The 15,045-nt window shown below is 67.8% G+C and carries 6 protein-coding genes; all 6 read right to left on the bottom strand.

What is annotated here, in order from left to right; all coding sequences use genetic code 11:
- Positions 1–9 precede the first annotated feature (9 nt).
- The 6 genes from ACSFBM_RS17050 to ACSFBM_RS17025 all read right to left on the bottom strand — a co-directional run bounded on the left by ACSFBM_RS17050 (position 10) and on the right by ACSFBM_RS17025 (position 15,041).
- A complete protein-coding gene (locus ACSFBM_RS17050) occupies positions 10–4,701 on the bottom strand; it encodes an RHS repeat-associated core domain-containing protein (RefSeq protein WP_435485386.1) in 4,692 nt (1,563 codons plus the stop codon).
- A gap of 15 nt (positions 4,702–4,716) precedes the next feature.
- Positions 4,717–5,211, bottom strand: coding sequence for a pentapeptide repeat-containing protein (locus ACSFBM_RS17045; RefSeq protein WP_435485385.1), 495 nt, complete (start codon positions 5,209–5,211; stop codon positions 4,717–4,719).
- Positions 5,212–5,244: 33 nt separating this feature from the next.
- Complete coding sequence (locus ACSFBM_RS17040) at positions 5,245–5,577, bottom strand: hypothetical protein (RefSeq protein WP_435485384.1); 333 nt, start codon at positions 5,575–5,577, stop codon at positions 5,245–5,247.
- Between the two features lie 28 nt (positions 5,578–5,605).
- Complete coding sequence (locus ACSFBM_RS17035) at positions 5,606–10,462, bottom strand: RHS repeat-associated core domain-containing protein (protein WP_435485383.1); 4,857 nt, start codon at positions 10,460–10,462, stop codon at positions 5,606–5,608.
- Between the two features lie 51 nt (positions 10,463–10,513).
- Positions 10,514–13,564, bottom strand: a complete 3,051-nt coding sequence (locus ACSFBM_RS17030; RefSeq protein ID WP_435485382.1) for a type VI secretion system Vgr family protein — start codon at positions 13,562–13,564, stop codon at positions 10,514–10,516.
- A gap of 301 nt (positions 13,565–13,865) precedes the next feature.
- The gene (locus ACSFBM_RS17025) at positions 13,866–15,041 is read right to left on the bottom strand and encodes an MFS transporter (protein ID WP_435485381.1); all 1,176 of its coding nucleotides are present in this window, start codon (positions 15,039–15,041) and stop codon (positions 13,866–13,868) included.
- Positions 15,042–15,045 lie beyond the last annotated feature (4 nt).

Genomic DNA, 15,045 nt, shown 5'->3' with positions numbered 1-15,045 from the left:
ATTCACTGCTCATGGGCAATTTGATTTAACTGATCGACCATCTTTCAACAATGCGTCCAAGCGCTTCTGAACAGTCGGAGGCACAGGAAAACCTCCATTCTGGACCGAGTCACCATTCCAATGCATGGTCCCATCATTGCTATTTCCAAAACGGTGATAGACGCCTTTGTCATCAACAGCGTACCAGTGCTTTCCTTCTGCATCAGGCACCGCCCGGGACGCCAATTCTTCATGGTGACAAGGCAGTTTGGATGTTTTTCGTCCTCCGCGGAAATCGGGCGACGTTGTGTCGTGATGGCCTGGATTTGTGTACTCGGGCTTTGGTCCGTGATATCGGCCGGCTTTTCCCGTCTTTACCAGTCCGAGAGGATCGACCCATTCCAACGGGTTAAACGCATACTCTTGCAAATTGATACCGCCCGCCAGCCGAATCGGGTCGTGGCTGACAAAGCGACCGCTCTGCGGGTCGTAATACCGATACCGGTTGTAATGCAGCCCCGTCTCTTCATCAAAATACTGCCCCTGGAACCGTATCGGATTCCGCACCCCCGCTCGTCTCCCCGCCTCGCTGATCGCCTCCCGCGCCTCTCCCCACGCCTTGTACTGCGCCGACCACGCAACCACCCCTTCATGGTCCGTCAGTTCTTGCGGCGTGCCAAGGTGGTCGCATTGATAGAACGCCATCTCCTTCCTGTCGAATGCACGCAGCACTGCGCCGCTGCGTTGCTCACCGTTCCACAGTGGGTCCTGCTCGATGTCGTAGACGCCGCCATTGGCCTCCATCAGCGCCTTCGTATCCGTCGTCTCGCTCAGCGCCATCGCGCGCGCCTGGCGCACCTGCACCAGCGGCACGAAGGAGCCGGCCTCGTGGATGTAGTGCACGCTGAAACCGTGCTCGCCGCCCTCCTGAATCGCTGACTGGCTCTGCGTGCTCTCGAACGCGAGCACATCGCCGTCCCAGCCGAACAGGGTGGTCGCCTCGCCCGTTCGCTTGGCGATGCGCCGCCCCAGCGCGTCGTACGCAAAGGTGGTGGTGATGCCGCTCGGGTCGGTCGCCGCGGTCATGCGGTTGAAGCCGTCCCAGGCGAAGACGGTGCGCCAGCCGTTGCGCACGCGCTCGGTCATGTTGCCGCGCTCGTCGTAGCGGTAGCTGGTGCCGGCATAGTTCTTCAGCAGGTTGTCCAGCAGCTTGCCGACTGCGCGCTGGTCCGCGTCTCCAGGCGTTGCGGGGTCGGCGATGTTGCCGGCCGGGTCGAAGGCGAACACCTCGCGGCCCACGCGGCTGTTGGCTTCGAGCAAGCGCCCGACCGGGTCGTAGCGGTAGCTGAGGTTGCCGCGACGGCTGTCGCCGATGCCCACGAGCTGGCCGGCCTTGTCGTAGCTGTAGCTGCGCTGGATGCCGGCCGCGCTCGCAGCCTCGACGGCGCCGGGCCTGGTGCGCGAGATCTGCTGTTCGAGCAGGCGCCCGGCGGGGTCGTACTTCAGGTGCTGGCGCAGGCCGTTGCCTTGCTCGCGCGCCACCTCGCGGTGCAGGTCGTCGCGCTCGAAGCCGAGGATGTCCTGCCCGTCGAGCAGCAGGCCGTGCACATGGCCCGATCCGTACGTCAGCCACTGCGTGACGTGGCCGTCGGGCCGCACGGTGGCGATGCGCTGGTTGAGCTCGTCGTAGCGGTGTTGCCAGACGGCCGTGCGCTTGCGTTCGAGGTAGTCGTGGTGCTCGCGCGTAAGGTTGCCGGCCGCGTCGTAGAACCACTGCAGGCGCGCGTCGCCGTTGGCGGCCTCGATGAGCCGGCCGCTGCGGTCGTAGCCGAAGCGCTCCGCCTGCTTGCCGGCCCGCCGTTCGCTCAGGCGCCCGAGCGCATCGAATTCGAGCGCCGTGCGGTGGCCGGCTTCGACCACCTCGGCGAGGATGCCGGTGGTCGCTTCGTGGATGTACTGCGTGGTCTTGCGGTCGAAGCCGGTCTCTTCGAGCAGGCGGCCCACCGGGTCGTAGCGAAAGTCGTAGCGGCTGCCGTTCTCGTTGTGCAGCTCGGTCAGGCGGCCCTGCAGATCCCAGTGGTATTTGAGCGAGCGGCCCGCGGCGTCGGTGCGGCCGGCAATCAGCCCGGCTCGGGTGTAGCCGTAGCGCGTGGCGCGCCCGAGCGCATCGGTGTGAGTGAGTAGCCGGCCTTCGGCGTCGTGCACGAAGTGCTCGACGGTCTCGTCGGGCTGCACGACCTGTTCGAGCTGGCCGGCGGCGTAGCGGTAGCCGGTGGCGTTGCCCGCGGCATCGGTGACCTTGGTGAGGCGGCCGCGCGCGTCGTATTCCCACTGGCTGGTCTTGGCGGAGCAGTCGGTGTAGCTGAGCAACTGGCCCGAGGGCGAATAGGCGAGCGACTTCACGCCGCCCTTCGCATCGGTGATGCGCACCGGCCGGCCGGCCTTGTCGTAGGCGTACTCGGTCTTGTGGCCCAGCGGGTCGATCTCTTCCGTCAGGTGGCCTTGCGCGTCGTAGTCGCGCTTCCACACGCCGCCTTCGGCATCGAGGATGCCCGTCAGGCGGTTGAGCTTGTCGTACTCGAAATGCACGCGGCTGCCGTCGGCGCGCGTGTGGGTTTGCAGGTTGCCGTCTTCGTCATAAGTGAAGTCGTCGGTGCTGCCGTCGGTGTGCACATGGCGGGTGATGTTCTTGGCGTCGTCGCGAAAGAACCATTCCTGCAGCTTGTCGGGGTGGATCACGCGGTAGGTGTAGCCCTGGATGTCGTAGTAGTGCCAGGTCTCGCCGCCCACTGCGTCGGTCACGTAGGTGAGGCGAATGTTCGGGTCCCACTCCAGCGTGAGCGCGAAGCTGCCGTCGTCGGACCACTCGCGAACCGCCTTGGCATCGGCGCCCGTGCCGTTGTATTCGAGGTTCATGCCGCGGCCGGTGCGGTCGGTGTAGCGGGTGACCAGATGGTGCGCGTAGGTGTAGGCCCAGCTCGCGCCGTCTTCGTCCTGTGCGGCGACGAGGTCGCGTTCCGCATCGTGCGTGTAGGCGGCCAGTTGGCGCACGACCTGGCCGTCTTTCAGCTCCCACAGCGACTGGATGAGCCCGGTCTGCGCATCGGGCTGCGTGCCCACGTGCGCCATGACGACCTCGCCCTGCTTGCTGACGATGTCGCTGAGCACGCGCTCGCCGGTCGACGCAATCACATGGTCGTAGCGCAGGCCGATGGACTTGCCGTCCTTCGCCTGCTGCGCCTGCTGCGCCACGAGCCGGTAGTGCGGCTGGCGGCTGTCCACGCGCTCGTAGATCTCGCGCCATTCGCTCTGTTCGCCGGCGGGCAGCGGCTTGCCGAAGTCCAGCGCCAGCAGGCTCTCGCTCAGCAGCGAGATGCGGAGTTCCTCGATGGCATCGAAGTGGCTCTGCCCCACCTGCAGCACCGGATAGGCGTGGCTGCGGCCATCGGCCGCGTGGTACACGAAGCTGGCCTGCCCCTGGCGCGCACCGCGCACGGGCGTGGCAACGTCCACCCGCATGCTGAACGGCGTGATCCAGCGTGCGCCGAGGCTGCCGCGGTCGAAGGCGTCGAGGTCGCTCGCATAGGTGCGCGACCACTCGATGGGCAGCGGCGCGGCGAGCGCGAAATCGGTGTGCGTGAAGCTCTCGTTGCCGGTGGCCAGGCTGATGGACTTGCCCACGCGCGGCAGGGCAGGGCAGGTCTTGCAGCCGCCCGTTCCCTGCGCCGGCGCCTGCCTGGTGATGTGCTCGAGCGGCTCACCGGGCTTGACCTTCTCGGCCTTGGCGCCGGTGTTCGGCGACAGCATCGCGTGCTGCTTGCCCTTCCTGCGCAGCAGCGCGTCCATGAGCTTGTGCAGCAGCCACATGATGCTGGCCTGCGTCTCCTTGTTGGCCAGCGCCGACAGTTGGCTGCGCAGCTGCCGCTTGAAGTCGAGCATCTGCGAAATCACGCCGTCCACCCGGCTGGCCACGCCCGCGGGCAGTTGGCTCGCGGCCGTCTTGGCAACGTAGTTGGCCGACTGCTTGGTGTAGCGCACGGCCGTGCCCCACATGCGGCGCCAGGTGCTCTCCGTCTTCGGGTCATGCACGCGGGCTTCGGCCGCGCCGGGCGTGGCCACGTTGAACAGGTCCTTCTGCCCCAGCACGCGTCGCAGGATGTCCACCAGGTTGTCGATGATCTTGTCGGCCAGGTCGGCGCAGCTCTTCAGGATGCCGTCGAGCTTGGCGATGGCACCCTCGATGAAGGTGTCCAGCTCGCCGGCGATGGTGGCGTTCAGGTGGCCCACCAGCGTGGTGACGATGGCCTCGCCCAGGTTGGACGCGGCGTTCTTCAGCTCCTGCCGCACCAGGTGCAGCGTGGGCCGCAGGCTCATGCGCGCGGCCGCCATGCTCGGCGGCAGCGGAATCAGGCCGATGAGGTTGATGCCAAGGCTCACCCAGAGCAGGAAGGCCTCGATGCCGTCCTTGGCCTTCTTCTCGACGATGTTGATGATGTCCAGGAACACATCCACCAGCGCCATGATGTTGCCGATGACCGGAATGCTGCCCAGCACCATGGTGAGCCGCTCCAGCGTGACGTAGCCGCCGCTGAAGCCGCGCAGCCAGTCGTCCACCGCCTTGCTGGCGGCGGCAACGTCTTCTTTCACGATGGTGTTCAGCGGCGCCACGGCCGTCTGGGTTTCGCGCTGCGCCGGCGCGTTCTTTTCTTCCGTCCCTGCCATTTCGTGGTCTCTCCCTCAGTTGATGTTGGCGCCCTGAAACTCCAGTTGCTCGAAGGTGCTGCCCGTGAAGTCGACACTGCGCCCCTGCAGGCCCTGCGCATGCACCACGGTGCCGCTGCAGTTCAGCACGCCCACGTCGGTCCAGCGGCCGCCCGCGAAGCTGATGTCGTCCCAATGGCATTGCGTGAAGGTGCTGGTGCCGATGCTGGCGCCGTCGAAGTTGGCGCGCGCGAAGCTGCAGTTGACGAAGGTGCAGCCGGAGACCGAGATGCCGCCGAAGTCGCACTGCGTGAAGCTGCAGCCGGTGAACTGGCAGGCGCTCCAGCCCGCCTGCCTGAAGCTGGTGGCAGTGAAGCTGGTGCCCGTGAAGGTGGTGGCGGCGAACTGGGCCAGGCCCAGGTCGAGCCCCGCGTAGGCAAAGCTGTCGGCCTGGCCCACCAGCCCGGCGGGGGCGCCGCCCGCGCCTTTGCGCCACAGGTCGTGCGCGAGGATGATGATCTGGGAAGACATGAAAGGGTCGGTGCGCAGCGCGTGGGCGGCGCGCTAGCGGCTGCCCTGCTCCCGCAGGATTTCGCCCGTCGTCCTGGAGGCGATGTACAGCACCGAACGCCCCAGCTTGCTGGCGTTGCCAAGCCCCTTCTGCCCCGGCGGCAGCTTGGCCGAGAACGCGATGCCGATGGCGGTTGCACCGTTCTCGTCTTCGCCGTTTTCCTTCTTGCGCTCGGCGATGCGAACGGTGAAGTTGTTCAGGTCCTGGCCGGTCTTCTCGAAGAGCCTGTACGCGTTGTTCAGCGCGGCGACCACGGGGGTGTCCAGCAGCAGCTGGTCGGGCGCCTCGACTTCGAACAGCGGCGCGGCGGAGGCATGGATGTTCATAAAGATTCCCAACGCAATGATCAGGCCCTTACAGCCTGTAGGTTTGATTGGCCTTCGGGTCGTAGCCCTTGTAGCCGTCGCTCGGCGTGCCCAGGTAGCCTCGGTAATCGGGGTGATCATGTTCCATTCCTTGCTTGGCCGCGGCCTTGTCTTCGGGCGAGAAGTTGTTGCTCCCGTAGTAGTCCTTGGCGCGCGTGGTGCGGTTTCCGTCGCGGTCGGAGTGGTCGCCATGGGTGTGCCAGTAGCCCACTTCCTGCGCGCACCGGGGCATGCTCGGCGACAGCGGACTCCAGGGGTTGACGGTGTCCTTCTCGCCCTTGGTGGCCTTGGTGTAGTCGTACTTGCCGTCGGGCGTCTGGTAGACCAGGCCGCCGTACTCCACGTTGTCGCGAATGGACTTGTCGTTGTAGCGCATCATGGCCGCCTTGGCCGCGCCGTCGGCCGTGGCAAAGCGCCCGCCCTTGGGCTTCTTGCAGGCCGGCGCGGCCTGCAGGCCCAGTGGGTCGACCCAGGCCACCGGGTTGGGCACGTAGGCATGCGTGTTGATGCCGCCGCCCAGGCCCAGCGGGTCGCTGCTGACGAATCGGCCGGCCTGCGGGTCGTAGTAGCGGTGCCGGTTGTAGTGCAGCCCGGTCTCCTCGTCCAGGTACTGCCCCTGGAAACGGATCGGGTTGGCAAAGCCGGCTCTTCGACCGGCCTCGCTGATCACCTCCCTGGCCTCGCCCCATGCCTTGTACTGCGCCGACCAGGCCACCTGGCCGTTGTGGTCGGTGAGCTCCTGCGGCGTGCCCAGGTGGTCGCATTGGTAGAAGGCAATTTCTTCCCTCGCGAAGGCGGTCGGCGCTGGCAGTTGCTCGCCGTTCCACAGCGGGTCTTGCGCAATGTCGTACGAGCCGCCGTTGGCCTGCATCAGCGCCTTCACGTCGGTGGTGGTGCTCAGCGCAATGGCCTTCGCCTGCCTGACCTGCACCAGCGGCACGAACGAATCCGGCTCGTGGATGTAGTGCACGCTCCAGCCGCGGCCTTGCCGCTCGCTGTCGCCGGCCAGGCTCTGCGTGCTCTCGAAGGCCAGCGTGTCGCCGTCCCAGCCGAACAGCGTGATGCTGTGCTGCGAGCGCTTGGCGATGCGCCGGCCCATCGGGTCGTAGCTGAAGCGGGTGCTGCCCTGTGCATCGGTGGCGGCGGTCATGCGGTTGAAGCCGTCCCATTCGAACGTTGTCTTGCGTCCGTTTTTCACGCGCTCGCACAGGTTGCCGCGTTTGTCGTAGCGGTAGGTGGTGCCCGCGTATTCCTTGAGCAGGTTGTCCAGCACGCGGTTGACGGTGTGCGGGCCCGGGTGCCTGGGCTCGGCGGCGGCGATGTCCGCGATGTTGCCGGCCGGGTCGAAGGCGAAGGTCTCGCGGCCCAGTCGGCTGCTGGCTTCGAGCAGGCGGCCCACGGGGTCGTAGCGATAGCTCAGGTTGCCGCGCCGGCTGTCGCCGATGTCGGTCAACTGGCCGGCCTTGTCGTAGCCGTAGCTGCGGCGCAGGCTCAGCGCCTCGGCCGTGCCGGCGCTGGCCGGTTTGGCGGGCGACACCTGCTGCTCCAGCAGCCTGCCCACGGGGTCGTAGCGCAGGCGCTGGTTCAGGCCGTTGCCCTGCGCGCGGGCGGTTTCGCGATGAAGGTCGTCGCGCTCGAAGCCCAGGATGTCCTGCCCGTCGACCAGCAGTCCGTGCACGTGGCCCGAGCCGTAGGTCAGCCATTGCGTCACATGGCCGTCGGGCCGAATGGTCGCGATGCGCTGGTTGAGCTCGTCGTAGCGGTGCTGCCACACCGCCGTTTGCGACCGGGCCAGGTGGTGGTGGTGCTCACGGGTCAGGTTGCCGGCGGCGTCGTAGAACCATTGCAGTTTGGCGTCGCCGTTGGCGGCCTCCGTCAGGCGGCCGTTGCGGTCGAAGGCGAAGCGCTCGGTCTGCGCGTTGCCTGCCTCGCCGGCCGTGCGCTGCACCAGGCGGCCCATCGCGTCGAACTGAAATGCCGTGGTGTACGCACCGGCCTCCACCACCCGCAGCAGCGCGCCGGTGGCTTCCTCGTACACGTACTGCCTGCTTTGCCGGTCGAAGCCGGTTTCTTCCAGCAGTCGCCCCGCCGGGTCGTAGCGGAAGCTGTAGTGGCTGCCGTTCTCGTTGTGCAACTCGGCGAGGCGGCCCGCCAGGTCCCAGTGGTAGCGCAAGGTCCGGCCCGCAGCGTCGGTGCGCCCGGCCACCAGGCCCGCGCGGTTGTAGCTGTAGCGGGTGCGGCGGCCCAGCGCGTCGGTGTGGGCGAGCAGCCGCCCTTCGGCGTCGTGCACGAAGTGCTCGCGGGTCTGGTCGGGCAGCGAGACTTCCTCCAGCCGGCCCGGGTGATTGGCGTCGCTGCCCGAAGCCTGCTCGCCCGTCGCGGTGTAGCGGTAGCGCGTGGCCTGCCCGGCCGCGTCGATGGTCCGGCTCAACCGGCCGCGGCTGTCGTACTCCCACCGGCTGGTCTTGCCCGAGCAGTCGGTGTAGCTGGCGAGCTGGCCGGCGGAGGTGTACGTCAGGCGCTTGGCGCCGCCCTTGGCGTCGGTGATGCCGGTGGGCCGGCCGGCCTTGTCGTAGGCGTATTCGGTCTTGTGACCCAGGGGGTCGATTTCTTCGGTGACGTGCCCCTGCGCGTCGTAGCTGCGCTTCCAGATGTGGCCTTCGGCGTCGCGCAGGCCCGTCATGCGGTTCAGTGCGTCGTATTCGAAATGCACGCGGCTGCCGTCGGCACGGGTGTGCACCTGCAGGTTGCCGTCGACGTCGTAGCTGTAGTCGTCGGTGCTGCCGTCCGCATGCACGTGCCGGGTGAGGTTCTTCGCGTCGTCGCGGAAGAACCATTCCTGCAGCTTGTCGGGATGGATGACGCGGTAGGTGTAGCCCAGGATGTCGTAGTAGAACCAGGTCTCGCCGCCCAGCGCGTCGGTCACGTAGGTGAGGCGGATGTTCTTGTCCCACTCGAACTTCAGCGCAAAGCTGCCGTCGTCGGACCATTCGCGCACGGCCCTGGCATCGGGGCCCGTGCCGTCGTATTCGAGGTTCATGCCGCGGCCGGTGCGGTCGGTGTAGCGGGTCACCAGGTGGTGGCTGTAGCTGTAGTGCCAGCCGGCGCCGTCCTCGTCCCGCGCCTCGACCAGGTCTCGCTGGGCGTCGTGCGTGTAGGCGGCGAGCTGGCGCAGCACCTGGCCGTCCTTCAGTTCCCACAGCGACCGGATGAGCCCGGTCTGCGCATCGGGCAGCGTGCCCACGTGCGCCATCGTCACGTCGCCCTGCTTGCTGATGATGTCGCTGAGCACCTGCTCGCCGGTGGCCGCGATCACGTGGTCGTAGCGCAGGCCGATGGACAGGCCGTCCCTGGCCTGCAGCGTGACCAGCCGGTAGTGCGTGTGCGGCTCGCCAGGCACCAGCTCGTAGATCTCGCGCCAGGCACCCTGCTCGCCGGCGGGCATCGGCTTGCCGAAGTCCAGCGTCAGCAGGCGTTCGTTCAGGCGCGACACCGTCACCTCTTCGACGGGATCGCGGTACACCTGGCCCACCGCCAGCAACGGGTAGGCATGGCTGCGGCCGTCGGCCGCGCGATAGACCAGGCTGGGCTGGCCCTGGCGCTCGCCGCGGGCCGGCGTTGCCTGGTCCACGCGCGTGCTGTAGGCCGTGAGCCAGCGCGCGCCCAGGGGCGAACGGTCGTAGGCGTCGAGCTGGCTGCGGTAGGTGCGCGCCCATTCGATGGGCAGCGGCGCGGCGAGCACGAAGTCGGTGTGGGTGAAGCTTTCGCAGCCCGTTACCAAGCTGATCGACTTGCCCAGCGCCACGGGCGCGGGGCAGTTCTTGCAGCCGGCGTCTTTCTTGGCGTCGGCTTGCTTGTTGACGTGCTCGAGCTGGGTGCCCGGCTTGTCCTTCTCGGCCTTGGCGCCCGCCTGCGGCGACACGACGGCGCCGCGCTGACCCTTCTTGCGCGCGATGGCGGCCAGCAGCTTGTGCAGCAGCCACATGATGCTGGCCTGCGCCTCCTTGTCGGCCAGCTGAACGAGCTGGTTGCGAAAGGTCTTCTTGAAGTCCAGCAGGCTCGCGATGACGCGGTTGACCTCGCCCGCCACGCTGTCGGGCAGCCGGTTGGCCGCCACCTTGGCCGCGTAGTTGGCCGACTGCTTGCCGTACTTGACGGCGGTGCCCCACAACCGGCGCCAGGTGCTCTGGGTCTGGGGGTCGTGCACCTGGGTTTCGGCCGCGACGGGCGTGGCGACCGTGAACATGTCCTTCTGGCCCAGCACGCGCTGCAGGGTGTCGACCAGGTTGTCCACGATGCTGTCGCTCAGCCGCGCGCAGCCCTGCAGCATGTCGCCGAGCTTGGCGATCGCGCCGTCGATGAAGACTTCCAGCTCGCCGGCGATGGTGGCGTTCAGGTGGCCCACCAGCGTGGTGACGATGGCCTCGCCCAGGTTGGACGCGGCGTTCTTCAGCTCCTGCCGCACCAGGTGCAGCGTGGGCCGCAGGCTCATGCGCGCGGCCGCCATGCTCGGCGGCAGCGGAATCAGGCCAATGAGGTTGATGCCAAGGCTCACCCAGAGCAGGAAGGCCTCGATGCCATCCTTGGCCTTCTTCTCGACGATGTTGATGATGTCCAGGAACACATCCACCAGCGCCATGATGTTGCCGATGACCGGAATGCTGCCCAGCACCATCGTCAGGCGCTCCAGCGTGACGTAGCCACCGGTGAAGGAGCGCAGCCAGTCGTCCACCGCCTTGCTGGACGCGGCGATGTCTTCCGGCACGATGGTGTTCAGTGGCGCGACCGCCGTCTGGGGTTCGCGCTCCGCCGCCTGCGGCGTCGGCGCTGCTTCCTGTCCTGCCATTTTTTCCTGTGCTCTGGAGGCTGATGTGTTCGGTTGTGGAGGTGCGGCGCGTCAGCCTGTGAAGCCGGGTGTGCGGCCCGCGGTCGCAACGGCGGCTGAAGCCGGCGCGGCATCGAGCTTCGGCAGCTTCATGCCACCTAGGGCCCCGGTGACCGCACCGGTGACCGGCGCACCCATCGGCCCCAGCCGGGCGCCGGCCGCCTGCATCGCCATGCCCGTGGCGGCCTGGCTCGCCTGCCCGAGCAGCGCCTTCGCGCCGCCCTGCTGGAACGACTGCGCGGCCCCCACGGTCTGCTGCGCCAGGCTCGCCGCCTGCGTGACCCTGGCCAACGCGCCCGCCGCACTGCTGCCCACGCCGGCGACGCCGGCCAGCGCAGCCGCGGCGCCGGCGGCACTTCCCACGCTGGCCACACCGCCCACACCACCCACACCGCCGAGCAACCCGAAGGCGCCGGCCAGCAGGCCCGCCGCGCCGCCCGTGCCCGACACCCCGCCGCCCGCGCCGGTCGGCTCCGCGCTACCGGCACTCCTGGCCTTCCAGTCTTCGGGCGTGCCGAAGTAGCTGCCCTCGTCCCACGGATCGCGTGGGTCCTTTCCGAAGGTCACCTTGGCCGTGCCGATGGGCAGGCCCGCCACGCTCGCGAAGCCGTTGCGGTCGAGGGTGCCCGCGTGCGAGCCGCCTTCGGAGTCGACCACCGTGAAGTCGCCCTGCGCCACGCCCTGGCGCTTTTCGCCGGTCGGCTTGACGTACTGGTGGTACAGGTCGAGCTGCCCCTTGGGCAGCGGCGCCGGGTTGGGCAGCGACGGCTTGCCCTCGCTGGCCGGCCCCACCAGGCTGTGCACCGCCGCATGCTCGCGCCAGGTGCCCGAGGTGCCGTGCTCGATGCCGCCGGCGCTCCAGCGGCTGTAGCTGGAACCGCCGTTGATCACCACCTCCTCTTTCGCGCTGATGGTGATCCGGCTGGCCGTGTGCGTGATGTTGAGCTTGGCCAGCACGTTCACGCTGTCCTTTAGCGCCGAGATGTCGATGTCGGCGCCCGCCGCCACCAGCTTCATGCCGGCCTTGTGGGCGAACAGGCGCACCGCGTTCTTCGCGCTCGCCAGAAAGCTCTTGCCCGCGCTCACGCTGGTGTGGCCGCCGCTGGTGAGCGCGTTGTGCTCGTTGCTCACCACATGGGTGGAGCCCTGCGCCGCGGTCTGGATGCCCTCCTTGCTCGCCAGCGTGAGGTGCGGCGCCTGGAACTCGGGAAACTCGCCCTGCGCGCGGTCGCCCGTGCCCTGGCCCTTGATGGCCTCGTTCTGCGCCTTCAGCTCCTGCGTGACCTCGTCCTGGTCGCCGGCCTCGTGGGCCTTGGCTTCCTGCGCCGCCTGGCTCAGCCCCTCGTGCAGGTCGCGGCCCTGCGTGAGCCGCGCCACGGTCTCGCCCATGTCGGTGGTGTGCGCCTGTGCATTGGCACGCGGCTCTGTGGTCAGCAGCAGGCCCCGGGCCGCGCGCACCGCGCCGTGCCCGTCGGTGCGCAACTCGAAGCCCTGGCCGCGCGGCTCCTGGCGCCCCGCGGTGTCCTCGATGCGCCCGATGTGGCCCACGCTCAGCTGGCTGGCCTGGTGGTCGCTGCGCAGCTGCGCCTGGATCTTGCCCTGCGTGTCGTCCAGCACCAGGTGGTTGCTGCGCCCGCCGCCGAGCTCGCGGCTGCGAATGCCCGACAGGTGCTTCTGCCCGGGCAGCTCCCACGCAGGCATGGTGTCCGCGTTGTGCACGCAGCCGGTGACGATGGGGTGGTCAGGGTCACCGTTCAGGAAGTCGACGATCACCTCCATGCCGATGCGCGGCACCGAGGTCATGCCGAAGGTGGCGCCGCCCCACGCGGTGGACACGCGCACCCAGCAGCTGGAGTTCTCGTTCTCCTGCCCGATGCGGTCCCAGTGGAACTGCACCTTGATGCGCCCGTACGCGTCGGTCCAGATCTGCTCGCCCTGCGGGCCCACCACCATCGCGGTCTGCGGCCCGCGCGTGCGCGGCTTGGGCGTGGTGCGCGCGGGGCGCCAGGGGTAGCTGGTGGGTTGCGCGTCGAACGCGAAGCGCTGTACCGAGCCCTCGGTGCCTTGCGCGCCCTCGCTGGCCTGCAGGGTCTCCTGCAGGTGGTAGCTCACGCCCACCAGCAGGTACTGCCGGTTCTGGTCGGCCTTCGGGTGGCCGCTCAGGCGCAGCGTGTAGCCGGGGGCCAGCTCGCGCAGGTTCGCGCGGCCGGTGACGCGGCTGCGCTGGCTCAGCTGCTCCTCGTTGCGGATGCGCGCGTAGGTTTCACCGTCGGCGTGCTGCGTGAAACCGCCGGGCCACTCGTACTGCTCGTAGTTGTCGTGGTCGTGCCCCGGGGGCATCTGCCGCAGGTGCGACAGCTCGGCCTTGGGCTTTTCGAAGTCGTAGTCGTCGTTGTAGTGGTGGCCGGGGCGCACTTCTTCCGCGATCTCCCACGCATAGATGCGCTCGCGCTGGCCCATGCCCGACTTTTCCAGCGGGTGGTAGCGCACCTCTTCGCCGCCGGGCAGCGGGCTGTGCGAGCCGGCCATGTCGTCGGCGAACACCAGCACGTGCTGCGCGGCCTCGTGGCGGAAGTAGTAGTAAATGCCTTCGAGCTCGCACAGGCGAGAGACGAAGTCGAAGTCGCTCTCGTGGTACTGCACGCAGTAGTCCCAGCGGCGGTAGTCGGCGCGCGTGAGCTTCTTCTCGACGGGATGGCCGTAGCTGCCGAGCACCTCGGTGAGGATGTCGGGCACGCTCTTGCCCTGGAAGATGCGAAAGTCGCTGCGCCGGGTGGCCAGCCACAGCCAGGGGCGCAGGCGCAGCCGGTAGAACGAGCTGCGCGCGTCTTCCTCCTGCAGGCCGAAGCGCGTGGCGATGCCGCCCAGGTAGCGCACACCGCCCTCGGTTTCCAGCACCACGGTGGCCGCCTTGCCCAGCAGCGCCTTGGGCTCGAGTCCATTGCTGTTGCCCAGCAGGTCGATGTCGAACGCGTACAGCTGACTGAGCGCTTCGCGGCCCACCAACTGGCGCAGCTGCAACGCCTCGCCCAGCGGGGTCTGGATGCTGACGCGGCGGCTCATTGCAACGCCGCGAACTGCTTATAAGAAAAAACGCCTAATTGGAATTGATCAAATACGAATATCGTTTGCAAATTGAGCTTCACGCTCACCTCCCCTTGCTTGTTTTCACAATTATTTTAAATGTTGATTTACCGTAAATAACAATTCCAATCATTGAGAACCACAAGGCTCAGTAAAAAGTTCTCCTCAATTGAAGGTCAAGCAACAGGTCGCAGGAATGCCGCCTGAGCGGCGAGCGGTTGGCTCTGCACGCAGGCTCATCGGCGCCGGCAATACCGGCAATGCCGGCCAAGACCGGTGCTCAGGCCCGAGCCGCCCGCTCCCTGCGTTCGAGCGTCACCACCCGCCACGCGCACAGGCTGCCCGCCGCCGCAAGCACGGCAGCCGCCGCAAACATCGTGCGGTACCCGAAGACCTGCGCCACGGCTCCGCCGAGCAACACGCCCAGCACGCCGCCGAAGCCGTAGCCGATCACGGTGAACAGCGCCTGCCCCCGCCCGCGCAGGTGGCCGGGAAAGCGGCGCGACACCATCGCGATGCAGGTGGTGTGGTGCGCCGCGAAGCTCAGCGCATGCAGCCACTGCGCGACGACGAGCGCCGCAATCGAGCTGCCCAGCCCCGCGGTCAGCCCGAGCCGCGCCACGGCCGCAATGCCGCACACCAGCATCCAGCGCGGCATCGGCATCAGGCCGATGAGCCGGCCCTGCAGAAAGAACCACACGATCTCGGCCACCACCGACAGCGCCCACAGCAGGCCGATGGTGCTCTTGCCGTAGCCGATGGAATCGAGGTAGAGCGAGAAGAACGCGTACACCGAAAAGTGCGACATCACCTGGAAGAACAGCGCGGCAAAGAACCACCGTACCGCCGGGTTGCGCAGCACCGGGCCGATGGGCGGCTTGACACTGCCGTGCGCGGCCACCGGCTCGCGCACGTCGGGCAGCTTCATCGTCGCGATGAGCACGATGGCCAGCGTGCCCGCAGCCCACGCCGGAAAGTGCTTCATGCCGAAGCGCTCGAACCACTCGCCCGCCACGAACACCGTGAGCAGGAAACCGGCCGAACCGCACAGACGGATGCGTCCGTAGCGCCCCCAGTCGCCGGCCACCAGCTGGGCCATGGCCGCTTCGGTGAGCGACATCATCGAGCTGGTGTGGGTGAACATGACCAGCAGCACCAGCGCGAGCCACCAGGCGCCGCCGTGCCACCACAGGCCGAACGAACTGACGAGCGCCACCGCCGCGCTGAAGCGCAGCAGCTTCACGCGGTGCCCGGTGTGGTCGCTGAGCGCGCCCCAGGCATAGGGTGCGAACACCCGCGTGATCGACTGCACCGAGGCCAGCAGGCTGATGGTGAAGATCGGCAGCCCCAGGTCCTTGAGCCACAGCGGCAGGTAGGGGTTGAAGAAACCGATGTGCGCGAAATAGCTGGCCGACAGACCAGCGAACGCCAGCAGGTGGCCGCGCCCGGCGGCCACGGGT

It is taken from the genome of Variovorax pasteuri, from assembly GCF_051216435.1.
GTDB lineage: Bacteria > Pseudomonadota > Gammaproteobacteria > Burkholderiales > Burkholderiaceae_C > Variovorax.
The sequence above is the reverse complement of the archived record's forward strand: the minus strand, read 5'-3'. Positions and strand labels throughout refer to the sequence as shown.